Genomic DNA, 24,331 nt, shown 5'->3' with positions numbered 1-24,331 from the left:
GGCAGGAGGCCCCCGTCGCGGGACGCCGCTTGTTCTGAGGTGCCTGCAGGGGACCCCTGCTCCGCAAAATGCGGTAACAAGGGACCCCTGCTACCACCCGACAATCCAGCGCCGCTGTCGCTCAGCAGCCGGGGAGGCGCTCGATCAGGTAACGCTCCACCTGGTCGAGGGAGACGCGCTCCTGGGTCATGGTGTCCCGGTCCCGTACGGTGACCGCGTTGTCGTCGAGGGTGTCGAAGTCGACGGTGACGCAGTACGGGGTGCCGATCTCGTCCTGCCGGCGGTAGCGGCGGCCGATCGCCTGCGAGTCGTCGAACTCGACCACCCAGCGCTTACGCAGGTCGGCGGCGAGGGCCTTGGCCTTGGGCGAGAGCGCCTCGTTGCGGGACAGCGGCAGCACCGCCACCTTGACCGGGGACAGCCGCGGGTCGAAGCGCATCACCGTACGCTCCTCCATCTTGCCCTTGGCGTTCGGCGCCTGGTCGACGTCGTACGCCTCGAGGAGGAAGGCGAGCACGGCCCGGGTGAGGCCGGCAGCCGGCTCGATCACGTACGGCATCCAGCGCTCGCCCTTGGTCTGGTCGAAGTAGGACAGGTCGACGCCGGAGTGCTTGCTGTGCGTGGAGAGGTCGAAGTCGGTCCGGTTGGCGACGCCCTCCAGCTCGGCGAACTCGGTGCCGCCGAAGCGGAACCGGTACTCGATGTCGACGGTCCGCTTCGAGTAGTGCGAGAGCTTCTCCTTGGGGTGCTCGTAGAAGCGCAGGTTCTCCTCGGAGAGGCCGAGGTCGATGTACCAGTCCCAGCGCTGCTGAAGCCAGTACTCGTGCCACTGCTCGTCGGTGCCCGGCTCGACGAAGAACTCCATCTCCATCTGCTCGAACTCCCGCGTACGGAAGATGAAGTTGCCCGGGGTGATCTCGTTGCGGAACGACTTGCCGGTCTGCGCGATGCCGAACGGCGGCTTCTTGCGGGCGACCGTCTCCACGTTCTTGTAGTTGACGAAGATGCCCTGCGCGGTCTCCGGCCGCAGGTAGTGCAGCCCCTCCTCGCTCTCCACCGGGCCGAGGTAGGTCTTCATCAGGCCGTTGAACATCTTCGGCTCGGTGAAGGTGCCCTTGTTGCCGCAGTTGGGGCAGTTCAGCTCGGCCAGCGAGACCGGCGGCTTGCCGTGCTTGGCCTCGTACGCCTCCTCGAGGTGGTCCGCCCGGAACCGCTTGTGGCAGGACTGGCACTCGGTCAGCGGGTCGACGAAGGCGTCCAGGTGGCCGGAGGCGGCCCAGACGTCGCGGGACAGGATCACCGCGGAGTCGAGGCCCACCACGTCGTCGCGCTGCTGGACCATGGTCCGCCACCACTGGCGGCGGACGTTCTCCTTGAGTTCCACGCCGAGCGGACCGTAGTCCCACGCCGACCGGGTACCCCCGTAGATCTCGCTAGAGGGGAAGACGAAGCCCCGGCGCTTGGCGAGGCTGACGATGGCGTCGATACGGTCGGCAGGCATGTTTCCTCCTACGCCGACTGGCGGTCGGCGGGGACAGGGAGTGTTACGGACAGGTTCGGGACCACGGTACGACCACCGCCGCCCCGAGCCCAGGAGAATACTCGCGGTGAGCTGCCCGCCTGCCCGGCGGGCTGCCACCCTCGGCGCGCCCAGCCGCCGTCCACCGAACCCGGGCCGCCACCCTCGGCGCGCCCAGCCGCCGTCCACCGAACCCGGGCCGCCACCCTTCGGCGTGCCCGGCCGCCGTCCACTGAACCCGGGCCGCCACCTTCGGCGTGCCCGCCCGGCGTCCGCGTCGCCGGTCAGCTGACTCCGCAGACCTCGAGCCGCCCGGTGCTGCTGTTCTGCGCCAGGATCACCAGTTGGGCCTCCTGGCCGCCCCCGTCGAGGGTCACGTCGACCGGCACGGTGAGGTCGTTCAGGTTGACGTCGCCGACCCGGTAGGAGGCGATCGTCGGCTCGGCGGTGACCCGCCGCTCGAACTCCGTCCGGGACTCGCGTTCCCTGAGGTCGCGGCAGAGCAGGTCGTACGCCTCGGTGTACCGGTCGTCGACGAGCGCGCCGTAGTAGTCGCCGGTCACCGCGCGGCCCTGCTCGTCCAGTGCCTGGGTGCCGGCCACCGCCAGCCCGATCACGGCCGCCGCCCCGCCGCCGCAGCAGAGCAGCAGGGCGAGCCCGCCGGCGCCGAGGCCGAGCCACATCCGGGTGCTGCGTCCCTCGGTGGGTGGGGCGGCGAACGGCGGGGCGACCCCGGGGCCGGCCGGTGGTGCGGGCACACCGTGCCCCTCCGGCCCGCCGGGGCCGGGCAGCACGGGGTACGGCGAGGGGGCTGCCGGTCCGGGTGCGGTCATACCCGAGAGGGTAGTGCCCGGGGGTCAGCGGTAGGGACCAGCAGCCCGATCGCTCGTGGAGATCGTCACCGCGCCGTCCGGTCCGGCACTGGCCAGTGTCTCGTACGCCGAGGGCTCGTCGACCGACTCGGCCAGCAGCGGCGTCGCCTGGACCTTGACATCGAACCCGCCCAGTGCCCGCCGGTACGCCCCGACCGACTCCCACTCGGTCAGCAGGCACCAGTGTCGTGGGTCGTCGAGCGCGCGCAGCAGTTCCCCCCGCAGGTAACCGGGGCGGGCGGCGAGCGCGGCGAGGGCGGCGTGCGCCCGCTCGGTGAAGGCGGGGGCGACGTCTTCGTCGACCACGAACCGGTTGGTGACGAGCACCGGGCGTCCTCCTCGTAGAGTCTGTGGGATGCAGCGTACGCAGAGCCCCCTGCTGGCCCGTCTGTCCCGGGTGAACCCGACCGGGGTGTTCCTGGCCGCGCTGGCTCTGGTGCTGGTGGGCCTGCTCACGCCGGGCGTCGCGGGCGGGGTGCTGCTCCTGCTGCTGGCCGCCGGGCTGGTGGCGCTGCTCAGACTGACCTGGCCGGTGCAGCGCCCGGCTACCCGGCTGATCCGGCTGCTCATGCTCACCCTGCTGGTCGCCGTCGCCCTCGCCAAGCTGCTCTGAGCGGCCCCGCCTCGCACCTGCACCCCGGCGGGCGCCTCCCGCCCTGCACGCTGCGCGCCCGGACGCCCGCGCGCCCGCGCGCCTGCTTCGGGTGGTTGCAGGGGTCCCCTCCTCATCAAAATGCGGTAACAGGGGACCCCTGCTACCACCTCACCCCTCCCACCGCCTCACCCTCCTCACGCCGCCGCCCCTCGCATGCAAGCATGCGTTTTTGACAATCATTGTCGTTGCAGCGGAAGGTGGTGACCATGAACAGCCGCTCCACTCCTCGCGTCCTGGCCGCCACGACCACCGCCCTGCTCGCCCTCGGTGCGGTCACCGCCTGCTCCGACGGGGCGTCCGGCAACGACCCGGAGCGGGTCGACGTGGTCGCCGCCTTCTACCCCCTGGAGTTCGTCAGCGAGCGGGTCGGCGGGGACGCGGTCACCGTGGCCAACCTGGCGAAGCCCGGCGCGGAGCCGCACGACCTGGAACTGAACCCGGGGCAGGTGGGTCAGGTCAGCGAGGCTGAGCTGATCGTCTACCTCAAGGGCTTCCAGCCGGCCGTGGACGAGGCGGTCGACCAGAACGGCGGGGACCGGGCCTTCGACGTGACGACCGTGCAGCCGCTCCTGGACGCGGCGGCCGGCGGGCACGACCACGAGGGGGAGCCCGGCGGGGAGGAGCACTCCGAGGAGGAGGGCGGCGGCAAGGACCCGCACGTCTGGCTCGACCCGACCCGGCTGGCCACCATCGGCGAGAAGCTTGCCGAGCGGCTCGGCAAGGCTGACCCGGACCACGCCGCCGACTACACCGCCCGCGCGAAGGCGCTGCGTACCGAGCTGGAGAAACTGGACACCGAGTACGCCCAGGGACTGAAGACCTGCCAGCGGCGGGAACTCGTGGTCAGCCACACCGCCTTCGGCTACCTGACCGAGCGCTACCAGTTGGAGCAGATCGGCCTCTCCGGCCTGACCCCGGAGAACGAGCCGTCGCCACAGCGCCTCGCCGAGGTCACCGAGGAGGCCCGCGAGCACCAGGCCACCACGATCTTCTTCGAGACGCTGGTCAGCCCGAAGGTCGCCGAGACCATCGCCCGCGAGGTCGGGGCGAAGACCGCCGTACTGGACCCGATCGAGGGGCTCTCGGCAGAGAACGCGGACGGGGACTATTTTTCGGTGATGCGCAGCAACCTGCAGACCCTCCGGACAGCGTTGGGCTGCTCGTGAGCGGGTCCGTCGTCACCGTGACGCACGGGGTGGTCGGCTACGACGGCCGCCCCGTGCTTCGCGACGTCTCGCTGACCGTCACCGCCGGTGAGGTCGTCGCCATCCTCGGCGCCAACGGCTCCGGCAAGTCCACCCTGGTCCGCACGGTGCTCGGGCTGGTGCCGCTCAGCGCCGGGCAGGTCACCCTCTTCGGCACCGAACTGCGCCGCTTCCGGCAGTGGCACCGCGTCGGGTACGTCCCGCAGCGGCTGGGCGCCGGCAGCGGCGTACCGGCGACGGTGGCCGAGGTGGTCGCCTCCGGGCGACTGGCCCGACGGGGCGTCCTGCGCCCGGCCGGCCGCGCCGACCGGGAGGCGGTCGCCGAGGCGCTGCGCGCGGTCGGCCTCGCCGACCGGGCCGGTGACCCGGTGGCGACCCTCTCCGGCGGACAGCAGCAGCGCACTCTGATCGCGCGGGCGCTGGCCGGCCGGCCCGAACTGCTGGTGCTCGACGAGCCGACCGCCGGGGTGGACGCGGTCAGCCAGGAGGCGTTCGCCGGGGCGCTGCGCGGGTTCGTCGACGGCGGCGGGACGGTGCTGCTGGTCGCCCACGAACTGGGTCCGCTGCGCCCGCTGATCAACCGGGCGGTGGTCGTCCACCAGGGCGGCATCGCGCACGACGGCGCGGTCCCGGAGCCGGCCGGCCACCACGCGGATCCCGACCACGACCACGTGCACCCGCACGGTCCCGAGGAGCCCGCCGGGCTGTGGAGCGCCCCGTGAGCCTCTTCCAGTACGACTTCATGCTGCGCGCCCTGGTCGGCGCGCTGATCATCGGTCTGGCCGCCCCCGCGCTCGGGATCTACCTGGTGCAGCGGCGGCTGGCACTCATCGGCGACGGGATCGGCCATGTCGCGCTGACCGGCGTCGGGGCCGGCCTGCTGTTCAACCAGTCGCCGGTGCTCATGGCGGTGGCCGCCGCAGCGCTCGGCGCGGTCGTCATCGAGCTGGTCCGGGCCCGCGGGCGCACCTCCGGCGACCTGGCGCTGGCGCTGCTCTTCTACGGCGGCATCGCCGGCGGCGTGATGCTGGTCGGGCTCTCCGACGCCAGCAGCGCCAACCTCAACGCATACCTGTTCGGCGCGTTGACCACCACCTCCCGCACCGACCTGATCACCATCGCGGTGCTCGGCGTGGCGGTGCTGGTCGCCATGGTCGCGCTGCGCCCGGCGCTCTTCGCGGTCTGCCACGACGAGGAGTACGCCCGGGTGTCCGGCCTACCGGTCCGTACGCTCAACCTGCTGCTGGCGGTGACCACGGCGGTGACCGTCACGATCGCCATGCGGGCGGTGGGCGTCCTGCTGATCAGTGCGCTGATGGTCGTGCCGGTGGCCACCGCGCAGCAGGTCACCCGGGGTTTCCGGAGCACGATGGCGATGGCGATGACGGTCGGCCTGCTGGCCGCTGGCAGCGGCGTCTGGGTGGCGGCGGTCGCCGACACCGCCCCGGGCGCGTCGGTGGTGGTGCTCGCGATAGCGTCCTTCCTCGTCGTGGCGGTGGGGGCGGCGGCCTGGCGGACGGTGCGCCGACGGCGTACCCCGGCCGCGCCGGCCCAGGCTGAGCCGCACGAGGTGGTGCTGAGTTGATCCTGGTCCCCCCGGGCGCGCCGGCATTGGTTACCGTTGCAGAGTGACCAGCAGCAACGGCTACGACGCGTACGAGGGTGCGGGAGACCTGCTACGCGCCCTGGCCGCGCCGATCCGGCTGGCCATCGTCAGCGAGCTCGCCCAGGGTGAACGCTGTGTCCACGAGCTGGTAGAGAAGCTCGGCGCGGCGCAACCGCTGGTCTCCCAGCACCTGCGGGTGCTGCGCGGAGCCGGCGTGGTGCGCGGCTCCCGACGGGGTCGGGAGATCGCCTACACCCTGGTCGACGAGCACGTCGCGCACATCGTGGCGGACGCGGTCAGCCACGCCGGGGAGGGGTCTTGAGCGACCAGAGCGACCAGAGCGAGCGGACCGTCGAGGTCCGGTCCCGCATCGGCGTCGGCGCAGAGGGGGCGACGGCGTGAGCGAGACCGGTACGGTCGTCCGCAACACCCGGCAGCGTACGGCGGTCAGCGCGCTGCTCGCCGAGGTGGAGGGCTTCCACAGCGCGCAGGACCTGCACGCGATGCTCCGCGAGCGGGGCGAGCGGGTCGGCCTTACCACCGTCTACCGGACGTTGCAGGGGCTGGCCGACGCGGGCGAGATCGACGTGATGCGCCCGCCCGGCGGTGAGCACCTCTACCGGCGGTGCAGCGAGGGGCACCACCACCACCTGGTCTGCCGCACCTGCGGACGTACCGTCGAGGTCGCCGGTCCGGCGGTGGAGACCTGGGCCGACCGGGTGGCCGCCCAGCACGGCTACTCCGACGTCAGCCACACCCTGGAGATCTTCGGTACCTGCCCGGCCTGCGCCGCCCACTGACCGACCTGCCGGCCTGCGCCGCCCACTGACTGACCTGCCGGCCGGGTCGCGGCCGCCGTCGCAGGCCGCCGTCGCAGGCCGCCGTCGCAGGCCGCAGCGGGGCACCCTGGGCCGGCGGCCGTCGCGGTCTGCGACTGGCCGGTCCCCGTGGCACGCTGTGCGGCGTGAGGATCTACGCCGACCGTTTTCCCACCGCCGCCCGTCAACTCGTCACCGACCTGCTCGTCGTCGCCTGGGTGTATGCCGCGATCCGCGGCGCGATGTGGCTGCACGACCTGGTGCAGCGGCTCGCCGAACCCGGCCGGAAGCTGGAGGGGGCGGGTGGTGGCCTGGCCGACAACCTGGCCGACGCCAGCGGCAAGGTCGGCCGGGTCCCGCTGGTCGGCGACGAGCTGACCACCCCGTTCGAGCGGGCCGCCGAGGCCGCCCGGGCGGTCGCCGAAGCTGGCCGGGACCAGCAGGAACTGGTCGACCAGCTGGCCCTGGCGCTGGCCGTGGCCGTGCTGGTGTTCCCGCTCGGCCTGGTCCTGTTCGGCTGGCTGCCGCTTCGGTTGCGCTGGATGCGCCGGGCCGGCGCGGCGGCGGCGCTGCGGTCCGTCCCGGCCGGCCGGGACCTGCTCGCCCTGCGGGCGCTGGCCGGGCAGCCGCTGGGCCGGCTCACCCGGATCGCCCCCGACGTGGCCGAGGCGTGGCGGCGCGGCGACCCGGCCACCGTCGACGCGCTGGCCGCCCTGGAACTGCGTGAACTGGGCCTACGGACGGACCGCTAAGGTCGACCGGTGCTCTACTTCCTGATCGTCATGGCCGTGCTGCTGCTCGGCTACGCCGGATACCTGATGAGTCTCGCCCGACGGGGCCAGAAAATGCCGGCCTCGGCGTACGTCGTGCTCGGTGTGCTGAACGCAGTGATCGTGGTGGCCGTACTGGTCTGGGCGCTCAACCGCTGACCGGGTGCCCGCCGCGACGAAACGGTGGACACCGGCACAGGACGATGGCCGGCCCGGATAACGGCCGGGCAGGACGACGGCCGAGCCGGTCGATGGCCGGGCAGGACGACGGCCGAGCCGGCGCGGGTCGATGGCCGGGACAGACCGACGCGGCCGGGACCGGTCCGGCTACCAGGGCAGGTCGGCGGCCGGCTCCCGGGGCTCGGTCAGCGGGGCGGCGGGATGCGGCGGCGGACGTCCGGCACGGTGGATGGGCCCGGCTCCCAGCGGGCCACCCAGGGCAGGTCATCCGGCGGGGTGAGCACACCCTCCTCGAGACTGGCGTACCGGCCGGCGACGATCCGCCGCGCGGCGACCACGTCGACCGGGTCGGTGTTCGACCAGAGGTTGGTGAGGAGCTGCTCGACCCGCAGCCGGGCCTGGCGGCAGAACAGGTCGGCCAGTTCGCGTCCCTCGGGATGGGTGTCCCGTTCCGCGTGCGCGCGGACGCAGACCGCTGACATGGCGAACAGCTCCGCCCCGATGTCCACGATCCGGCCGAGGAACGCCTGCTTGCGCTCCATCTTCCCCTGCCAGCGGGACATCCCGTAGAACGTCGAGCGGGCCAGCTTGCGGGCGGTCCGCTCGACGTGGCGCAGGTGGCCGGCGAGCGGGCCGAACTCGGCGTACGACCCGGGGGCCTGGCCCCGGCCGACCACGAGGGTGGGCAGCCACCGGGCGTAGAAGGCTCCGGCACGGGCTCCAGCGCGCGCCTTGCGGCCGAGCCCGGCGTCCGGGTCGATGATGTCCCCGGCGACCGAGAGGTGCGCGTCGACCGCCTCCCGGGCGATCAGCAGGTGCATGATCTCGGTGGAGCCCTCGAAGATCCGGTTGATCCGCAGGTCGCGGAGCACCTGCTCGACGGCGGCCGGGCGTTCTCCCCGGGCGGCCAGCGACTCGGCGGTCTCGTAGCCCCGCCCACCCCGGATCTGCACCAGTTCGTCGGCGATCCGCCAGGCCATCTCGCTGGCGTAGAGCTTGGCCAGGGCCGCCTCGATTCGGATGTCGTTGCGGTCGTCGTCGGCGAGCAGGCAGGAGAGGTCCAGCATGGACTCCATGCCGTACGTGGTGGCGGCGATGAAGGAGAGCTTGGTGGCGACCGCCTCGTGCTCGGCGACCGGCCGGCCCCACTGCACCCGGTCGGCGGCCCACTGCCGGGCCACGTTCAGCGACCACTTGCCGGCGCCGACGCACATCGCCGGCAGGGAGAGCCGGCCGGTGTTCAGCGTGCTCAGGGCGATCCGGAGTCCCTTGCCCTCGCCGCCGATCACGTTCTCCTTCGGGACGAAGACGTCGTGGAAGCGGGTGAGGCTGTTCTCCAGGCCGCGCAGCCCGACGAACGCGTTGCGCCGTTCCACGGTGATGCCCTCGGCGTCGCCGTCGACCACGAAGGCGGTGATGCCACCGCGCCGTCCCTCGCCGCCCGGCACCCGGGCCATCACCACCAGCAGGGTGGCGATCGTGCCGTTGGTGGCCCAGAGCTTCACCCCGTTGAGCCGGTAGCCGGTGCCGTCGGCGGTCGGCTCGGCGGTGGTGCCCAGCCGGGCCGGGTCCGAGCCGACGTCCGGCTCGGTGAGCAGGAAGGCGGAGACCTCACCGGCGGCCAGCCGGGGCAGGAAGCGCTGCTTCTGCTCTTCGGTGCCGAACATCTTCAACGGCTGCGGCACACCGATGGACTGGTGGGCGCTGAGCAGCGCGCCGATCGCCGGGCTGACCGAGCCGGCCAGCATCAGCGCCCGGCAGTAGTGCAGGTTGCTCAGCCCGAGGCCGCCGAACGCCGGGTCGATCTTCATCCCGAAGGCGCCGATGCGGGCGAGCCCGTGGAAGACCTCGTCCGGAATGGACGCGTCGCGCTCGATCGCCGCGGCGTCCACCTCGGACTTCAGGTAGGCCCGCAGCGTGCCGAGGAACTCCTCGGCGCGCGCGTCGTCAGCCGGATCGGTACGGGGCCAGGGGTCGATCAGGTCGAGTCGGAGCCGGCCGAGGAACAATTCCCGGCCGAAGCTCGGCCGGTCCCAGGCCGACTCGCGGGCCGCCTCGGCGACCTGCCGGGCCTCCTTCTCCGAGGCCTGCCCCGCCTCCTTCGGCAGCGGGCCCACCCCGTCGGGGTCGGACGCCGGGCGGTCGTGCCGCGTGATGCTCATGCTGCCCCCTCGTACCTCGTTCCGTTCGCGCGCGGTCCCCGCTCAACAGGGAACGACGCCACCCCAGTTGTTACCCAGGAGTAGCGTCGCCTACGCCCGACCCTGACCGGGCCGCACCCGCCCGGCACCGAGCCGGCCGGGCCGCGTACGTCCGGCGCGGAACTGGGCCGGGCCGCGCGCACTCGGCACGGGCCGACCCGAGACGGAACCGGGAGGTTCCCTCAGTCGCCCTGGCCTACCGGCGAGTCGTCGTCTTCGTCATCGTCGTCATCACCCCAGTTGCGGCGGACGAACGGCAGGAGCACCCAGAAGGTCAGGAACCACAGGCCGGTGACCGTGCTCAGCAGGAGGGCGATCGGCCGGTCCAGGATGAAGTCGGTGATCAGCAACACCGCGCTGACCATCGAGACGAGCATGAAGGCGAGTCCGCCGGTCGCCATCCGGTGGGCAAAGCGGACCAGCTCCGGCTTACGGCCCTGGCGGAACAGCGCCCGGTGGAACGCTACCGGGGAGATGATCATCGCGGTCGCGGCGGCGGCGGCGAGCAGCGAGACGACGTACGCGTCCTTCTGAAAGTTGGTGACCTTGGTGAAGCCGGCGCTGAAGGGCAGCGTGAGCAGGAAGGCGAAGAGGATCTGCACGCCCGTCTGGGCAACCCGAAGCTCCTGCAACAGGTCGGCGAAGTTGCGCTGCCAACGCTGCTTCTCGGTCTCCCTGGACAAACCGCCACCTCCGTCATGGTCAGGTACCGGCGGTACGCCCACGCCGCCGGCAGCACAGCGTTTGCCCCGTGCCCCACGCCGCGAAACGCGTCCCCTGCCCGCGTCCGGCCGGGGTCATGCCGCCGGCCGTCCCGGATTGCGGTAGGTCGGGGTCTCCGGAGCCCGCGACACCCCGACCTACCGCAATCCGAGTCGATCAGGGACGGCCCTGGGCGACCCTGGGCAATCCGTGTCGGTCAGGGGGCGACACCCGGCTGCCCGACCGCCGGGCCGCCCGACCGCCCGAGCGGCGGGCCGGCGGGCCAGCGGGCCAGCGGGCCGCCGGGTCAGGTGCCGCGCCGGAGCCGGCCCGCGTACCGGGCCTCCAGTTCGGAGTTGTGCGCGTCGCCGTCCGGCACGTTCGCCGACAGGTAGACCGGGGGCGGCTCCCCCGCCGCGAGCAACCGGGCCACCACCTCCACCACGATCTGCTGGGCCAGCAGGGCCGCGGTGATCGAGGAGACCGCCCCGACCGCGCCGCCGGTGGGCAGTGGCAGGGAGGCGTCGCCGTACGGGGCGCCGTTGTCCAGCAGCACGTCGGCGAAGTCGGCGAGCCGGTGCCCGTCGGGGTGGCGGGACGGCACCCGGGCCGAGTGCGCCGCCGAGACGATCGCCACCAGCCCATGCCCGTGCCGCTTGACCAGCGAGGCGAACTCGACCACCGCGCCGTTGATACCCGAGTTGGAGGCGATCACGAAGACGTCCGGCGGACGTACCGGGGTCAGTGCCCAGAGCCGGTGCGCGACCGCCGGGTCCCGTTCCAGGGTGGGGCCGAGGACGTCGACCGGTGCGCCGCCGTGCAGCACCAGGTCGCGCAGGGCGATCCGGTTGGTCGGCACCAGCCCGCCGGCCCGACCGGCGACCTCCATCGCCAGCGCCTCGGAGTGCCCGGTGCCGAACGCCTGGACCACCCCGCCGGCACGGATCGCGTCGGCGACCAGGTCGGCCGCGCGGGCCACCGCCGTACGCTGGCCGGTGGCGACCCGGGCGATGGTCGCCTGCACCACCGACAGGTAGCCCTCGGCGCTGACCGGTGCAGCCGTCCCGTCCCACCCTGAGGGGTCCGCAGGGCCGATCACCGGGCCGTCCACCGAGCCGGGCACTGGACCATCCATCGGGCCGGTCACCTTACCGCCTCCACCTGGGCGAGGACGGCCTCGGCGAGTGCCCCCGGCGCCTCGTCCGGAATCCAGTGGCTCACCCCGGTGAGTTCGACGAACCGATAGTCCCCGGTGACGTACCCGGCGCACGCCTCGGCGGCGACCCGGCCGACCGCGACGTCCCGGTCGCTCCAGACGTAGGTGGTCGGCACCGACACCGGACCGGTGCCGACCAGATCCCGTCGGGTCATCGCCCGATACCAGTTCAGCGCCGCGGTCAACGCGCCCGGCTCGCGCATCGGCCGCACGTACGACTCGACGCGCTCCCGGTCGCCCACCCCGCCGAGCAGCTTGCGCAGGGCGGCCCCCTGCAACGCGAGCAGCACCTTCTCGGCCTTGCCCGCCTTGCGGAACAGCAGCATGTACGAGGAGCGGGCCTTCTGCTGCCGGTCCTGAGCGATGGCGTTCGTCATGGCGGCCGGGTGCGGCACCGAGACGGCGGTCAGGGTACGCACCCGCTCCGGGTGCCCGGCGGCCAGCGCCCACGCCACGATCGACCCCCAGTCGTGGCCGACCACGTGCGCGGTGGGCACGCCGAGCGCGTCGAGGACGGCCACCGCGTCGGCCACGCACTCACCCAGCCGGTACGCCTCCACCTCGGTCGGTCGGGCACCGGGTGAGTAGCCCCGCTGGTCCAGCGCGTACGTCCGCAGCCCGGCGGCGTGCAGCGCCGGCAGCAGGTCGACCCACTCGCCACTGTGCTGGGGAACCCGTGCAGCAGCAGCACCGGGTCACCGTCGGCCGGACCGTCGGCGTGCACGTCGAACGTCAACCCCCGGGCATCGATCCTCATGCCCGGCAGCCTACCGGCGCGACGGCTCCCGGAATGCCCGCCGGGACGCGGGGGCGCGGCCCTACTCGTACTGCTGCTTCGGGGTCGGCACCGGACGCCAGGACTCCACCTCCAGGTACGGCACCTCCGCGTCGTTGACCGGGTCCCGGCCGACCCGGTCGGTGTAGCGGCCGGTCACCTCGACCCAACTGTCGTCGGCCAGACCGGTGGGCACGTCGCCGGTGAGACCGAGCTTCACCGGGCGGCCGTCGGCGGCGCAGCAGGACAGGATCATGCGGGCCAGGATGGGCTGCCCGTCCGGGCCGGTGGTGACGAACCCGGTCAACTGGACCCGCCGGTCCCCGATGGAGTGTCCCCGGTCGAACAGCGCCCGAGCGGCGTAGTCCAGCACGGTGATCCGGACCGGATCCCCCGCCGGCAACGGCGGGTAGTCCGAGGACGTCTCTTCGGACAGCACCGTCCCGGCCTGACCGGCGGCGTACGAGCCGAGGGCCGGCGGGGCGACCAGCAGCAGCCCGAGCACCGGGAGGATGAGCAGCCACCCGACCCGCGCCCCGTGCCCGTGCGCCCCGTCGTGGTCGTGGTCGTGCGCATCGTCGTACCCGTGGTCGCGCGCCTTGCCGTGGTCGTCCGGGTCGTCGGCCGCGTCGGGGCGCAGTTCATACCAGAGGGTCATCGCGGCGGCGGCCACCAGCACCAGCCCGGCGGCGACCAGGAAGGGTTGCAGGCCCTCCTTGACGTAGCGCAGGTGCAGGTCGGTGAGGCTGGCCCGCAGCACCGCACCCCCGAGCAGCAGCAGGACGACCGCCTGGGCCTGCCGGTTCATCGGACCACCACCGTTCCCACGCCGACGGCCACCAGGACGGCCACCACGAAGGTGGTCGGGGCGAACCGGAACGCGAACCGCCGGCCGAAGGCCCCGACCTGCATCGAGACGAGTTTCAGGTCCACCATCGGACCGACCACCAGGAAGACCAGCCGGGAGGTCAGCGAGAACTGGGACAGCGACGCGGCGACGAAGGCGTCCGCCTCGGAGCAGATGGACAGCAGCACGGCCAGCACCGCCAGGGCCAGCACCGAGAGCACCGGGTCGTCGGCCAGGGTCTGCAACCAGCGCTCCGGCACCAGCACGTTGATGCTGGCGGCGGCCATCGCGCCGAGCACCAGGAACCCACCGGCGTGCACCACGTCGTGGCGTACCGCCGACCAGAACGCCACACCCCGGGCCAGGCCGTCCAGGTCGGGTCGGTGTGGCAGCCGGATCCAGTCGGTCCGGCCCAGCCGCAGCCAGAGCCAACCCATGATCATGGCGACGACCAGGCTGGCCAGGCCCCGACCGAGGACCATCTCCGGGTTGTCGGGGAAGGCGACCGCGGTGGCGGTGAGCACGATCGGGTTGATCGCCGGGGCGGCGAGCAGGAAGGCCAGCGCGGCGGCCGGGGTGACCCCCCGGCGGATCAGCGAACCGGCGATCGGCACCGACCCGCACTCGCACCCGGGCAGGACCACCCCGGCGGCGCTGGCCACCGGCACGGCGAGCGCCGGATGTCGGGGCAGCGCCCGGGCCCAGAACGAACGCGGTACGAAGACCGCGATCACCGCCGAGAGCAGCACCCCGAACACCAGGAACGGCACCGCCTGGACCATGACCGAGACGAAAACGGTGGTCCAGGTCTGCATGCGCGGTGCGGAGATCGCGGCGCCGATCGGCTCCCGGAAGAGCACCAGCAGAACCAGGACCGCCGCCAGCACCTCCACCGAGCCGACCCGCTCGCGCAGCCACCGCCCCGCCCCGCCCGCCGCCGGCCTCTCCCCCGGTCCACCCGCCACCGGGACGGGGCCGGCTCCGGCGGGCGGCCCGGCCGTACTGGGTGCGCCGGAACCCGGCGTGGCCTGGTCGGCAGAGGTCACGGTCGTCCCTTCCGGATCGACGGGCTCGGGTACGGGGAGTGCCCCACCCTAACCCGGACAGTGACGTGGCCGACGTCATCACAGGGACATCGCCCCTGGGTTCCGGCGCGTCGCGGTGCTAGCGTCTGCGCAACAACTTCACATCCGACAGGGGAGCGCACAGCGCTGAGAGTGTGGGCACCGCCCGCAGACCCTCGAACCTGATCTGGGTAATGCCAGCGCAGGGAGTTCGGTCAGTCTCCAGCCGCGTCGTCGTCCGGTGCCACCGGGCGTACGACGTGCGTTTGCCTGGTTCGCACAGGACTGGGAGCACGTACACATGAGCAAGCTCGACAACCCCCGTTGGCGTACCGTCGACATCGTGGTCGCCTCGGTGATCGCGGTCGCCTTCGGCGTCATCTTCTGGGCCTGGGGCCTGGTCTGGAGCGCGACATCCGGCGCGTTCGCCTTCTTCCCGCCGGCGCAGACCCTCATCTACGGCGTCTGGCTGATGCCGGCCGTGGTCGGTGGCCTGGTGATCCGCAAGCCCGGCGCGGCCCTGTACTGCGAGACCGTGGCGGCGGTGCTGTCCGCGCTGCTGGGCAGCCAGTGGGCCGGCACGGTCATCCCGCAGGGCATCGTCCAGGGTCTCGGCGCGGAGTTGGCCTTCGCCGCCTTCCGGTACCGCAGCTTCCGGCTGCCGACCGCGCTGCTCGCCGGGGCGCTGACCGGTGTCGGCGCGGCGCTGTTCGACTTCCTCGTCTGGAACGCCGAGTACGACCTGGTCGGCTACCGCATCCCGTACGCGCTGCTCACCGTGGTCAGCGCCGCGGTGGTCGCCGGTGCCGGCGGTTACGCCCTGACCAGCGCCCTGGCCAACACCGGAGCCCTGGCCCACCTCCCCGCCGCCCGAAACCACCGCACCCCCATCTGACCCTCACCCCGCTCTGCCGTGTTGATCAAGAGGTTTGCGTCAACCGGAGGCCGATTCCCTGACGCAAACCTCTTGATCAGTGCAGAGAGGTGAACGCGGTGCGGGTGGAGGTCCGGGGATTCGGGTGGCGGCACGCGGGACGGAAGGCGTGGGCCGTTCGGGACGTCGACCTGCGCATCGAGAGCGGCGAGCGGGTGCTGTTGCTCGGGCCGTCCGGCGCGGGCAAGAGCACACTGCTGGCCGCGCTGGCCGGACTGCTGCCGGAGGACTCCGGCGAGCAGGAGGGCGACATCGGGCTCGACGGGCTCCCGCCGCACCGGGCGCGGGACCGGGTGGGCGTGGTCTTCCAGGACCCGGAGAGTCAACTCGTCATGGCCCGCTGCGGCGACGACGTGGCGTTCGGGCTGGAGAACCGGGGGGTGCCGGCCGAGCGGATCTGGCCCCGGGTCGACGAGGCGCTGGCCCGGGTCGGCTTCCCGTACCACCGCGACCGGCCCACCGCCGCGCTCTCCGGCGGGGAGCAGCAACGACTCGCCCTGGCCGGGGCGCTCGCGCTGCGGCCCGGGTTGCTGCTGCTCGACGAGCCGACCGCCAACCTCGACCCGGCCGGGGCGGCCCTGATCCGGCGGGCGATCGCCGACGCGGTGGACGCCGACACCACACTGGTCCTGGTCGAGCACCGGGTCGCCGAGGCGCTGCCGCTGGTCGACCGGGTGGTCGTCCTCGCCGCCGGTGGCGGGGTGCGGGCTGACGGCCCGCCCGATCGGGTCTTCGCCGAGCACGGTGCCGCGCTCGCCGCCGACGGGGTCTGGGTGCCCGGCCACCCGGTGCCGCCCCGCCGGGCGGCCCGGCCACCCGGGGAGGTGCTGCTCACCGCCGAACGGCTCGGCCTGCCGCCCCGGCTGGCCCCCACCGATCTTCCGGTACGCGCCGGCGAGGCGCTCGCCGTCCTCGGGCCGAACGGGGCCGGCAAGTCCACCCTCGCGCTGCTCCTCGGCGGACTGCTCCGACCGGGCACCGGCCGGTTGACCGCCAGCGCCGAACTGGCCGGCACCGACCGGCGTACTTCCCCGCACCGCTGGCGCGCACCCGCGCTGGCCAACCGGATCGGCTCGGTCTTCCAGGACCCGGAACACCAGTTCGTCACCGGTACGGTCTTCGACGAGCTGGCCCTCGGGCCACGCCGCACCGGGCAACCGGAGGCGACCGTCCGGGCCACCGTGGACGAGCTGCTGACCCGGCTCCGGCTGGAACGGCTGGCCCTCGCCAACCCATACACCCTCTCGGGTGGGGAGGCGCGGCGGCTGAGCGTGGCGACCGCCCTGGCCACCGCGCCCCGGCTGCTGATCTGCGACGAGCCCACCTTCGGGCAGGACCGGCGCACCTGGTCGGAGCTGGTCGACCTGTTCGCCGGGCTGCGCGACGCCGGGCACGGCATCGTGACGGTCACCCACGACCCGGACTTCGTCGACGCCCTCGCCGACCGGCGGGTGATCCTGCGCCGCCCCGCGTCGCAGGCCGGGGCGGACGGTAAGCCCGCCTCGACCGGGGCCAGCGGGGAGGAGCGGTCGTGATCAGCCTCGAGCCGGTCGCCGACCCGACCGCGCCGCTGGCCCGCCGCAATCCGGTGGCGAAGCTCGCGGCGGCGCTGCTCTTCTCGTTCACCCTGGTCGCCACCCTCGACCCGGTCGCCCCGGCGATCGCCATCGCGATCGAACTGGCCGTGCTCCCGCTGTTCGGGGTCCGGTACGGGGTGCTCGCCCGGCGGGCCGCGCCGCTGCTGCTCGGCGCGGTCGGCATCGTGGTCACCCTGGTGCTCTTCGCTGCCGAGCGGGAGGGCCGGGTACTCGTCGACGCCGGCCCCGTGCTGGTGACCACCGGGGTGCTGGTCACCGCGCTCGGGCTGGTGCTGCGGATGCTCGCGGTGGCGCTGCCCGGCGTGATCGTCTTCGCCACCACCGACCCGACCGACCTGGCCGACGCGCTGATCCAGAACGCCAAGGCCCCGCCCCGGTTCGCCATCGGCGCGCTGGCCGCGTTCCGGCTGGTGCCGATGCTCGGTCAGGAGTGGCAGATGATCAGCCTGGCCCGCCGGGCCCGGGGCGTGGACGCCGGCCGCAACCCGCTGGCGAAGCTCCGGCTCTTCGTCTCCACCGCGTTCGGGCTGCTGGTCGGGGCGATCCGCCGGGGCACCCGGCTGGCCGTGGCGATGGACGCGCGCGGCTTCGACGCCGGCACCCCACGTACGACCGCCCGCCGGCAGCGGTTCACCGTCGCGGACGGGCTGCTGGTCGTCGCGGCGACGGTGCTGGCCGGCGCGGCCCTGGGAGTGAGCATCGCGCTCGGCACCTTCCGCCCCCTGATCGGCTGACCCGGGGACTGGTGGTAGCAGGGGTCCCCTGTTACCGCATTTTGATGAGGAGGGGACCCCTGCTACCACCCAGACCATTGGGTCGGCCGGGCGATCGAGATCGGCCGACGGTCCGGTCAGGGGGTCACGCCGGCGGGCGGGGGGACGCGTGGCGCAGCCGGATCCCGCTGAAACCCAGCGTGCTGGTGGTGACGGCGTCCCAGAACGACCAGAGGTTGTTCAGCACGCGGAGCTGGATTCCGGCCTCGGCGTGGCATTCGAACAGGTCGCCCACCGGCTCGGGTGGGCCAAGCGGCTCGACCGGCTCGACCGCGACGTGGGCGTGGTCGTCCGCCGAGGTGGTCGCCGCCCGCACCCAGGCCATCGCCCGGGGGCACTGCCGGGGAAACCAGTAGCCGGGAGCGCGGTCGTGGTCGACGGCCCAGACGTACGCGTCGGCCTGGCGGGCGGTTGGGGCGACATGCGGTACGAAGCGTCGGATCCTCGGAGAAGTGCAGAACCTGTCCTGGGCCTGGTCGCATTCGGTCGGGTATACCTCACCGGCGGGACAGCATCGACCGGTTTCACGCCGGGCACGGTGGGTCGGGGCGGTGTGTCGCCCCGACCCACCCGGGACCGGTCAGCTACGCCGCAAGACGTACTGGCGGCTCAGCTACGCCGGAAGGCGTACTGGCGACTCTGCGCGGCGGGACGGCTGCTACCGGCGGCGAAGGCCGCGCCCCGCTGGGGCGGCCCGGACTTCGGTGCCTGCGGCGGGGTGGAACCGGCCGGCAGACTCACCGGAGCCACCGCGATCGTGTCCAGGTCCGGCGGGGTCACCTCCAGCAGGGACGGCTTCGGCGCGGACGGACGGGACTTCTTCGGCTTGCGCTTGGCAGGCATACGGTGCCTCCTTCAACGAGGGACCGTCCGGAGCGGCCGGTACGGTCGGCGAGCGGGGAACGGGAATGCCCCGGGACGGCCGACCACGGAGACGTCGCGACAGCGACGGACGGGTACGCGCACGCCCGGCGGCACGGTCCACGGCGATGGCGGTGGACCTGGCTCGGCACAGGGCGTCAGTAGCGCATGTCCAGGACGCTATCCGACGTCCGGCTGGCGCGCACCCGAATTACCGGAGACGATCGGCGGCATGCTGATCGCGTTCTCGATTACCCCGCTCGGCGTCGGTGAGTCGGTCGGTGACCTGGTCGCCGAGGCGGTCCGGGTGGTCCGGGAGTCCGGCCTGCCGAACCGCACCGACGCCATGTTCACCACCGTCGAGGGCGAGTGGGACGAGGTGATGGCGGTGGTCAAACAGGCAGTAGACGTGGTCGCCGCGCAGGCACCCCGGGTCAGCGTCGTACTCAAGGCGGACGTACGACCGGGCGTGACCGACGCCCTCACCAGCAAGGTCGCCCACATCGAGGCCCGCCTCGCCGAGAACTGACACGGGTACGAACGCGTCTGTTCGGGTGACCCCGATCAGCTTGACGCGTGTCCCTCGGCCACGAAGACGCCCTTGCCCTGCCGGCCGTACACGAGCCCACGATCGTGCAGCAGTCCGAAGGCGCGGTTCACGGTGGCGAGCGAGACGTGGTGTTCGGCGGTGGACGGCAGCTTGTCGTGCGCCGTCAACTCGCCGGATCTGATCTGCTGAGTGATCCGGTCCGCGATCCGGCGGTACTCGGCCTGCTCATACGGCACGCCTCGATGCTAATTATCAAACTCCTCGTACCGCGAGCGGGGTTGCGGCGGGCGGTCGGAAACCCGCCACCGCAACCCCGTCGCACGTCCAACGAACCCCCTCGTACGCCGGACGGGCCCCGCCGTGCGCGGAACGCGCGGGGCGGCGGTGTCACCAGAACCGACGCCGTCGCTTCGCCTTCTGCGGCCGCAGGATGTCGGCCCCCTTGCTGAGCAGCCGGCTGATGCCGGACGGGCCGCGCCGGGCCTCGATGGTGTGGCTGAGTCGGCGCGCGCCGACAGCCGCCAGCGGCACCGCGACCGCCATGATCGCCCACTGTCCGATCCGCTTCTGGATCATCGTCGGTTCACCTCCGTGGATAGCTGCTGACCAGGCAGTACCCAGGTACGGCGAACCGTAAGCCGCGCTGCGTGGCAGGTCACCCGACACGGTCAACGCCCTGTGCGGTACCCGGGGCTCAGACGGTCGGGGCGGGCGGGGCGACCGGGTTGGGCAGGGCACCCCCGAACCTCCGGTCGCGCTGCGCGTACAGCTCGCAGGCGTACCAGAGGTGCCGGCGGTCGAAGTCCGGCCAGAGGGTGTCCAGGAAGACCAGCTCGGCGTACGCGCTCTGCCAGAGCAGGAAGTTGGAGATCCGCTCCTCGCCGGAGGGCCGGAGGAAGAGGTCCACCTCGGGGACCTCCGGGTGGTACAGATACTTCGCGACCGTCTTCTCGGTGACCTTCGCCGGGTCGAGCTTGCCGGCGGCGGCGTCCCGGGCGATCGCGGCGGCGGCGTCCGCGATCTCGGCCTGGCCGCCGTAGTTGACGCAGAACTGGAGGGTCAGCGTGGAGTTGTCCGTCGACATCTCCTCGGCGGTCTGCAACTCGCTGATCACGCTCTTCCAGAGCCGACCGGCCCGCCCCGACCAGACCACCCGGACGCCCAGCTCGACGAGCTGGTCCCGGCGACGCCGGATGACGTCCCGGTTGAAGCCCATCAGGAAGCGGACCTCGTCGGGCGAGCGCCGCCAGTTCTCGGTGGAAAAGGCGTACGCCGAGAGGTACGGGATGCCCAACTCGATCGCGCCCTCGATGGTGTCGAAGAGGGAGAACTCCCCCGCCTCGTGCCCCTTGGTGCGGGGCAGGCCCCGATCCTTGGCCCACCGGCCGTTGCCGTCCATCACCACCGCGACATGCTTCGGCAGCGCCTCGGCGGGCAGCGCCGGCGGCCGGGCCCCGGACGGGTGCGGCGTCGGCGGCGTCGGCGTCCGCCGGCCCGTCCTCATCGATCGGATCACTCGCTGTTCTCCCTGCTCACACCCGTTCTGCCGGCCCGTCGCTGCGGTGCGTCGGGGCCGGGCCGGTCGACGGGGTACCCCGGTCGACCAGCGGCAGCGAGCGTAACGCGCGCTCCAGATGCCACTGCAGGTGCGCCGCGACGAGGCCGCTGCACTCCCGGCGTACGCCGGTGGGGGTGGCGTCGGCGACCACCCAGTCGCCGGTGGTCAGCGCGGACATCAGGTCGACGGTGGCCGGGGCCGGGTGGGCCGCGCCGGGCGGGCGGCAGTCCGGGCAGACACACCCCCCGGCCGGTACGGAGAACGCCCGGTGCCGCCCCGGCGTGCCGCAGACCGCGCAGGCGGTCAGCGCGGGCGCCCAGCCGGCCAGCGTCATCCCCCGCAGCAGGTACGCGTCGAGCACCAGCATGGTGTCGTGCTCGCCCCGCGCGAGGGACTTCAGCGCGCCGAGGGTGAGCTGGAACAGCCGCAGCGAGGGCTCCCGTTCGACCGGAGTAAGCCGTTCGGCGGTCTCGGCGATGGCGCTGGCCGCCGTGTAGCGGGGGTAGTCACCGAGGAACCGCTTGCCGTACAGGTCGATCCCCTCGACCTGGCTGACGGTGTGCAGCGAGCTGCCCTGTTCGCCCTTCGGGTCCCCGGCGAGCTGGAGGTCGACGTGACCGAACGGCTCCAGCCGGGCCCCGAACCGGGAGGTGGTGCGCCGCACCCCCCGGGCCACCGCGCGCAGCCGCCCGTGCCGGCGGGTGAGCAGGGTGATGATCCGGTCCGACTCGCCGAGTTTCTGGACGCGCAGCACCACCGCGTCGTCGCGGTAGAGCTGTCGGCGGTACCCGGCCACCGCCCCATTCTCTCCCGCCGGCCGCCGACCCCCGTGACCCGGGTGGCAGGGGGCTGACGAGAGGTGGCCCCGCCGTGCCGAGCGTGGCCCCCGTGACCCGGGTGGCGGGTCAGCTCACCCGCAGCGGGGCGTTCTCGGCCGAGGGCTCCGGCTCGACGGCCGGCCCGGAGATCGGCTCGACGACAGGGCGGGGCCGGGGCACGACGGCAGCCGCCGAGCCGGCGCGGGGCACGGTCCGCACGACGGGCCCGGATCCGTCGATCGCCGCCGGGACGGCGGGCCGAGACCCGCCGATCGCCGCCGGGACGGCGGGTCGAGGTCCGTCGGTCGCCGCCGGGACGGCGTCGGTGGGCCTGGTCGGCTCCGGTCGGGTACGCCGACCGCCGGGCAGCAACTCGGGCCTACGGCGGGCAGCGACGTCCTCGACCCAACCGACCAGCACCGTCATCACCCCGACCAGGGCGAAGACCAAGGCGACCCGGATGGCGAGGCCGAGCAGGTTCTGGTGGGACCAGCCGACCACGTCGACCAGTGGGGTGAGTGCGACCACGAAGGGCATGTGCCAGAGGTAGACGGTCAGCGCCCGCCGGTTGAAGATCGTCACCAGGCGGCCGAAGCGGGCATTCCGGTCGACCCAGGCCGCGCCGGAGGGGGCGAGGCCGAGGGCGATCAGGATGAACGCCGCTGCCCAGAGGGCGTTGCCGATGCGGATGTCGTTCAGGTCGTAGCCGCGCGCCCCGGGGTGGGTGAAGATCCACGCCGCCCCGGCGGTGGCCAGCACCGCCGCGACGGTGACCAGCACCCGCCGGGACATGCGGCGCAGCATCCCGTCGTGGTGCGCGAAGCCGAGCAGCCAGGCGCCGAAGTACAGGCCGAAGTCGCGCAGCACGACCGGTGCGCCGGGGAAGCCCAACTCGACCACGACCAGCAGCACGTACGGGGTGATCAGGGTGGGCAGCGGGGCCCGCCGGAACAGCCAGAGCGCCAACGGGGAGGCGAGCACGAACCAGAGGTAGTCGCGCAGGTACCAGATCACGCTGAGCGCGAGGGCACCCCAGCCGTTGGCCGGTGGGTCAGTGATCGGGAAGAGCCAGAGCAGCAGGCGCCAGTTCAGCGGCAGTCCGCCGATCAGCAGCATGGCCGGAACGAAGATCGCCGCAGCCACCCAGAGGGAGGGCAGCAGCCGTCGCAGCCGCCGGCCGACCGCCGCCGGACCGGAGCGGTCGAGCGAGGCGGCCATCAACGAGCCGGCCAGCGCGAACATCACCGACATGGCCGGGAAGACCAGGGTGAGCGTGGCCCACCCGGTGACGTGGTAGACCACGACTCGGATGATCGCGAGGAAGCGCAGCAGATCCAGGTATCGGTTTCGCATCAGCCTGCGTCTATGTCCGGGGGCGGGGAACCGTTCTGGTCCTACCCTCCGCACCGCCGGCTGGAAACGTGCTGTCCGGGGGCATCGAAAGTGAGGAATCCCACAAAAGCCCCGGAGCCCGTTCGCCCACCCGCTCCCGGACGTCCCCGCCTGACCCCAGCCCGGCCCCTGACGACCCCGGCCCGGCCCCTGGGCACCCCGGACGATCCCGGCTCGGCCCCGGGCACCCCGCACGATCCCGGCTCGGCCCCGGGCGGGGCTGTCTGGCCCCGAGCGGCCCCAGCCCGGACCTGGGCACCCCGGACAGCCCCGCCTGGCCGCGCGGCGGGGCGGGGCGAGGCGGGGCGGGGCGGGGCCGACTTGATCGACTCCGATTGCGGCAGGTCGGGCTCTCGGCCGCCCTGGTGACCCCGACATGCCGCAATCGGAGTTGATCAAACAAGGCGTGCCCGACATGCCGCAGCACGAGTCGAACAACCGGGACGGAACAGCCCGCCCCGGCGACGTCGCGTCGTCAGAAACCGAGCCGGCGCAACTGCTTCGGGTCGCGCTGCCAGTCCTTCGCCACCCGGACGTGCAGGTCCAGGTAGACCCGGGTGCCGAGGAGTTCCTCGATCTGCTGCCTGGCCCGGGTGCCCACGTCCTTCAGCCGGCTCCCCCGGTGCCCGATCACGATCGCCTTCTGGCTGGGGCGCTCGACGTACACGTCGGCGTAGATCTTCATGACCTGCCCCTCGGGGATCATCTCCTCGACGATCACCGCGATCGAGTGGGGCAGTTCGTCCCGGACGCCCTCCAGGGCCGCCTCCCGGACCAGTTCGGCGACGAGTACCTGCTCGGGGTCGTCGGTGAGCATGTCGTCCGGATAGAGCTGCGGCGACGGCGGCAGGTAGCCGGTCATCACCTCGACCAGGGTGTCCACCTGATGCCCGGAGACCGCGCTGACCGGCACCACGTCGGCGAACTCGCCCAGCTCGCTGACCGCGAGCAGTTGCTCGGCCAGCCGCTTCTTGTCGACCAGGTCGGTCTTGGTCACCACCGCGAGCACGGTCGCCTTCAGCTCGGCCAGTTCGCCGGTGATGAACCGGTCCCCCCGCCCGACCGGCTCGTTCGCGGGAATGCAGAGGCCGATCACGTCGACCTCGCTCCAGGTGGACCGGACCAGGTCGTTGAGACGCTCGCCGAGCAGCGTCCGGGGGCGGTGCAGACCGGGCGTGTCGACCAGCACGAGCTGGGAGTCCGCGCGGTGCAGGACGGCCCGGATGATGTGCCGGGTGGTCTGCGGCTTGTTGGAGGTGATGGCGATCTTCTGCCCGACGATCGCGTTGGTCAGGGTGGACTTCCCGGCGTTCGGCCGCCCGACGAAACAGGCGAAGCCCGCCCGGTAGGGCCGGTCCGCGCCGATCACCCCACCGGGGCCCGCCCCGGCGGCACCAGCCACGTCGCCTCGGGCCGC

The 24,331-nt window shown here is 72.9% G+C and carries 28 protein-coding genes, 1 pseudogene and 1 riboswitch; of the genes and pseudogenes, 12 read left to right on the top strand and 17 right to left on the bottom strand.

Features of this window, described 5'->3' with window-relative positions; genetic code table 11:
• Positions 1–121: 121 nt before the first annotated feature.
• From GA0074692_RS32615 to GA0074692_RS32605, 3 genes are all read right to left on the bottom strand, one after another.
• Positions 122–1,501 (bottom strand): glycine--tRNA ligase, encoded by a 1,380-nt coding sequence (locus GA0074692_RS32615; protein WP_091652052.1) that lies wholly within the window; start codon positions 1,499–1,501, stop codon positions 122–124.
• A 302-nt stretch (positions 1,502–1,803) separates the two neighbouring features.
• Positions 1,804–2,277 (bottom strand): hypothetical protein, encoded by a 474-nt coding sequence (locus GA0074692_RS32610; RefSeq protein ID WP_091654488.1) that lies wholly within the window; start codon positions 2,275–2,277, stop codon positions 1,804–1,806.
• A gap of 99 nt (positions 2,278–2,376) precedes the next feature.
• Positions 2,377–2,718 carry an antibiotic biosynthesis monooxygenase family protein gene (locus GA0074692_RS32605; RefSeq protein WP_091652049.1) on the bottom strand — a complete coding sequence of 114 codons (342 nt, stop codon included), beginning with the start codon at positions 2,716–2,718 and terminating at the stop codon, positions 2,377–2,379.
• Positions 2,719–2,746: 28 nt separating this feature from the next.
• Between GA0074692_RS32605 and GA0074692_RS32600 the strand changes: the two genes are divergently transcribed.
• From GA0074692_RS32600 to GA0074692_RS35115, 8 genes are all read left to right on the top strand, one after another.
• A complete protein-coding gene (locus GA0074692_RS32600) occupies positions 2,747–3,004 on the top strand; it encodes a DUF6703 family protein (protein ID WP_091652046.1) in 258 nt (85 codons plus the stop codon).
• Positions 3,005–3,252: 248 nt separating this feature from the next.
• Positions 3,253–4,212: a metal ABC transporter substrate-binding protein gene (locus tag GA0074692_RS32595; protein WP_091652043.1), complete on the top strand. Its 960-nt coding sequence runs from the start codon at positions 3,253–3,255 to the stop codon at positions 4,210–4,212.
• On the top strand, positions 4,209–4,973 hold the full coding sequence (locus tag GA0074692_RS32590) for a metal ABC transporter ATP-binding protein (RefSeq protein WP_091652039.1): 765 nt from the start codon (positions 4,209–4,211) through the stop codon (positions 4,971–4,973). The genes GA0074692_RS32595 and GA0074692_RS32590 overlap by 4 nt, the downstream gene beginning before the upstream one ends.
• Positions 4,970–5,836 (top strand): metal ABC transporter permease, encoded by an 867-nt coding sequence (locus GA0074692_RS32585; RefSeq protein WP_091654486.1) that lies wholly within the window; start codon positions 4,970–4,972, stop codon positions 5,834–5,836. The genes GA0074692_RS32590 and GA0074692_RS32585 overlap by 4 nt, the downstream gene beginning before the upstream one ends.
• A gap of 43 nt (positions 5,837–5,879) precedes the next feature.
• Positions 5,880–6,179 (top strand): ArsR/SmtB family transcription factor, encoded by a 300-nt coding sequence (locus GA0074692_RS32580; RefSeq protein WP_091652036.1) that lies wholly within the window; start codon positions 5,880–5,882, stop codon positions 6,177–6,179.
• Between the two features lie 76 nt (positions 6,180–6,255).
• Entirely contained in the window at positions 6,256–6,657 is a 402-nt protein-coding gene (locus GA0074692_RS32575; RefSeq protein ID WP_091652032.1) for a Fur family transcriptional regulator, read from the top strand.
• A gap of 164 nt (positions 6,658–6,821) precedes the next feature.
• Positions 6,822–7,427 (top strand): hypothetical protein, encoded by a 606-nt coding sequence (locus GA0074692_RS32570; RefSeq protein ID WP_091652028.1) that lies wholly within the window; start codon positions 6,822–6,824, stop codon positions 7,425–7,427.
• A 9-nt stretch (positions 7,428–7,436) separates the two neighbouring features.
• Positions 7,437–7,604: a hypothetical protein gene (locus GA0074692_RS35115; protein WP_176738643.1), complete on the top strand. Its 168-nt coding sequence runs from the start codon at positions 7,437–7,439 to the stop codon at positions 7,602–7,604.
• A gap of 206 nt (positions 7,605–7,810) precedes the next feature.
• Here the strand turns inward: GA0074692_RS35115 and GA0074692_RS32565 are convergent, their stop codons facing one another.
• The 6 genes and pseudogenes from GA0074692_RS32565 to GA0074692_RS32540 form a co-directional block, all read right to left on the bottom strand.
• On the bottom strand, positions 7,811–9,787 hold the full coding sequence (locus tag GA0074692_RS32565; protein ID WP_091652024.1) for an acyl-CoA dehydrogenase family protein: 1,977 nt from the start codon (positions 9,785–9,787) through the stop codon (positions 7,811–7,813).
• 221 nt (positions 9,788–10,008) lie between these two features.
• Entirely contained in the window at positions 10,009–10,509 is a 501-nt protein-coding gene (locus GA0074692_RS32560) for a DUF6328 family protein (RefSeq protein ID WP_091652020.1), read from the bottom strand.
• 326 nt (positions 10,510–10,835) lie between these two features.
• Positions 10,836–11,663, bottom strand: coding sequence for a sugar isomerase domain-containing protein (locus GA0074692_RS32555; RefSeq protein WP_091654484.1), 828 nt, complete (start codon positions 11,661–11,663; stop codon positions 10,836–10,838).
• An 8-nt stretch (positions 11,664–11,671) separates the two neighbouring features.
• Positions 11,672–12,501, bottom strand: a pseudogene (locus tag GA0074692_RS32550) (alpha/beta fold hydrolase).
• 61 nt (positions 12,502–12,562) lie between these two features.
• On the bottom strand, positions 12,563–13,327 hold the full coding sequence (locus GA0074692_RS32545) for a TIGR03943 family putative permease subunit (protein WP_091652017.1): 765 nt from the start codon (positions 13,325–13,327) through the stop codon (positions 12,563–12,565).
• Positions 13,324–14,331, bottom strand: a complete 1,008-nt coding sequence (locus tag GA0074692_RS32540; RefSeq protein ID WP_091652014.1) for a permease — start codon at positions 14,329–14,331, stop codon at positions 13,324–13,326. The genes GA0074692_RS32545 and GA0074692_RS32540 overlap by 4 nt, the downstream gene beginning before the upstream one ends.
• Positions 14,332–14,551: 220 nt before the next feature.
• Positions 14,552–14,656, top strand: a riboswitch (TPP riboswitch).
• 75 nt (positions 14,657–14,731) lie between these two features.
• Here GA0074692_RS32540 and GA0074692_RS32535 point away from each other — a divergent pair.
• The 3 genes from GA0074692_RS32535 (at position 14,732) to GA0074692_RS32525 (ending at position 17,696) form a co-directional block, all read left to right on the top strand.
• The gene (locus GA0074692_RS32535) at positions 14,732–15,325 is read left to right on the top strand and encodes an ECF transporter S component (protein ID WP_091652011.1); all 594 of its coding nucleotides are present in this window, start codon (positions 14,732–14,734) and stop codon (positions 15,323–15,325) included.
• A 98-nt stretch (positions 15,326–15,423) separates the two neighbouring features.
• Positions 15,424–16,899 (top strand): ABC transporter ATP-binding protein, encoded by a 1,476-nt coding sequence (locus GA0074692_RS32530; protein ID WP_425413373.1) that lies wholly within the window; start codon positions 15,424–15,426, stop codon positions 16,897–16,899.
• Positions 16,896–17,696, top strand: coding sequence for an energy-coupling factor transporter transmembrane component T family protein (locus GA0074692_RS32525; protein WP_091652005.1), 801 nt, complete (start codon positions 16,896–16,898; stop codon positions 17,694–17,696). Before GA0074692_RS32530 ends, GA0074692_RS32525 begins: the two co-directional genes overlap by 4 nt.
• Before the next feature lie 124 nt (positions 17,697–17,820).
• On the opposite strand, the gene GA0074692_RS36320 is transcribed toward GA0074692_RS32525, so the two are convergent.
• Together GA0074692_RS36320 and GA0074692_RS32515 are read right to left on the bottom strand one after the other, a co-directional pair.
• Complete coding sequence (locus GA0074692_RS36320) at positions 17,821–18,177, bottom strand: DUF6886 family protein (RefSeq protein WP_342672876.1); 357 nt, start codon at positions 18,175–18,177, stop codon at positions 17,821–17,823.
• A 167-nt stretch (positions 18,178–18,344) separates the two neighbouring features.
• Complete coding sequence (locus tag GA0074692_RS32515) at positions 18,345–18,578, bottom strand: hypothetical protein (RefSeq protein ID WP_091652000.1); 234 nt, start codon at positions 18,576–18,578, stop codon at positions 18,345–18,347.
• Positions 18,579–18,828: 250 nt separating this feature from the next.
• Between GA0074692_RS32515 and GA0074692_RS32510 the strand changes: the two genes are divergently transcribed.
• Positions 18,829–19,125 (top strand): MTH1187 family thiamine-binding protein, encoded by a 297-nt coding sequence (locus tag GA0074692_RS32510; RefSeq protein ID WP_091651996.1) that lies wholly within the window; start codon positions 18,829–18,831, stop codon positions 19,123–19,125.
• A 35-nt stretch (positions 19,126–19,160) separates the two neighbouring features.
• On the opposite strand, the gene GA0074692_RS32505 is transcribed toward GA0074692_RS32510, so the two are convergent.
• The 6 genes from GA0074692_RS32505 to era all read right to left on the bottom strand — a co-directional run bounded on the left by GA0074692_RS32505 (position 19,161) and on the right by era (position 24,283).
• Positions 19,161–19,382: a GntR family transcriptional regulator gene (locus GA0074692_RS32505; protein WP_091651992.1), complete on the bottom strand. Its 222-nt coding sequence runs from the start codon at positions 19,380–19,382 to the stop codon at positions 19,161–19,163.
• 151 nt (positions 19,383–19,533) lie between these two features.
• Positions 19,534–19,722, bottom strand: coding sequence for a hypothetical protein (locus GA0074692_RS32500; RefSeq protein WP_091651987.1), 189 nt, complete (start codon positions 19,720–19,722; stop codon positions 19,534–19,536).
• A gap of 118 nt (positions 19,723–19,840) precedes the next feature.
• Entirely contained in the window at positions 19,841–20,650 is an 810-nt protein-coding gene (locus GA0074692_RS32495) for an isoprenyl transferase (protein WP_091654481.1), read from the bottom strand.
• 28 nt (positions 20,651–20,678) lie between these two features.
• Positions 20,679–21,500 (bottom strand): DNA repair protein RecO, encoded by an 822-nt coding sequence (recO, locus tag GA0074692_RS32490; protein WP_091651984.1) that lies wholly within the window; start codon positions 21,498–21,500, stop codon positions 20,679–20,681.
• Between the two features lie 109 nt (positions 21,501–21,609).
• Positions 21,610–22,875: an acyltransferase family protein gene (locus GA0074692_RS32485; RefSeq protein WP_091651983.1), complete on the bottom strand. Its 1,266-nt coding sequence runs from the start codon at positions 22,873–22,875 to the stop codon at positions 21,610–21,612.
• A 514-nt stretch (positions 22,876–23,389) separates the two neighbouring features.
• The gene (gene era / locus GA0074692_RS32480) at positions 23,390–24,283 is read right to left on the bottom strand and encodes a GTPase Era (protein WP_091654475.1); all 894 of its coding nucleotides are present in this window, start codon (positions 24,281–24,283) and stop codon (positions 23,390–23,392) included.
• Positions 24,284–24,331 lie beyond the last annotated feature (48 nt).

Source organism: Micromonospora pallida (genome assembly GCF_900090325.1).
GTDB classification, from domain to species: domain Bacteria; phylum Actinomycetota; class Actinomycetes; order Mycobacteriales; family Micromonosporaceae; genus Micromonospora; species Micromonospora pallida.
This window is presented reverse-complemented; position numbering and strand designations above follow the sequence as displayed.

Bases quoted from the DNA above. Each gene is read 5' to 3' on its own strand.
- GA0074692_RS32515 (WP_091652000.1), bottom strand. From the start codon at position 18,578: ATGCCTGCCAAGCGCAAGCCGAAGAAGTCCCGTCCGTCCGCGCCGAAG.
- GA0074692_RS32565 (WP_091652024.1), bottom strand. From the start codon at position 9,787: ATGAGCATCACGCGGCACGACCGCCCGGCGTCCGACCCCGACGGGGTG.
- GA0074692_RS32595 (WP_091652043.1), top strand. From the start codon at position 3,253: ATGAACAGCCGCTCCACTCCTCGCGTCCTGGCCGCCACGACCACCGCC.
- GA0074692_RS32600 (WP_091652046.1), top strand. From the start codon at position 2,747: ATGCAGCGTACGCAGAGCCCCCTGCTGGCCCGTCTGTCCCGGGTGAAC.
- GA0074692_RS32500 (WP_091651987.1), bottom strand. From the start codon at position 19,722: ATGATCCAGAAGCGGATCGGACAGTGGGCGATCATGGCGGTCGCGGTG.
- GA0074692_RS32485 (WP_091651983.1), bottom strand. From the start codon at position 22,875: ATGCGAAACCGATACCTGGATCTGCTGCGCTTCCTCGCGATCATCCGA.
- GA0074692_RS32535 (WP_091652011.1), top strand. From the start codon at position 14,732: ATGAGCAAGCTCGACAACCCCCGTTGGCGTACCGTCGACATCGTGGTC.
- GA0074692_RS32510 (WP_091651996.1), top strand. From the start codon at position 18,829: ATGCTGATCGCGTTCTCGATTACCCCGCTCGGCGTCGGTGAGTCGGTC.
- GA0074692_RS32555 (WP_091654484.1), bottom strand. From the start codon at position 11,663: ATGGATGGTCCAGTGCCCGGCTCGGTGGACGGCCCGGTGATCGGCCCT.
- GA0074692_RS32545 (WP_091652017.1), bottom strand. From the start codon at position 13,327: ATGAACCGGCAGGCCCAGGCGGTCGTCCTGCTGCTGCTCGGGGGTGCG.
- GA0074692_RS32495 (WP_091654481.1), bottom strand. From the start codon at position 20,650: ATGAGGACGGGCCGGCGGACGCCGACGCCGCCGACGCCGCACCCGTCC.
- GA0074692_RS32615 (WP_091652052.1), bottom strand. From the start codon at position 1,501: ATGCCTGCCGACCGTATCGACGCCATCGTCAGCCTCGCCAAGCGCCGG.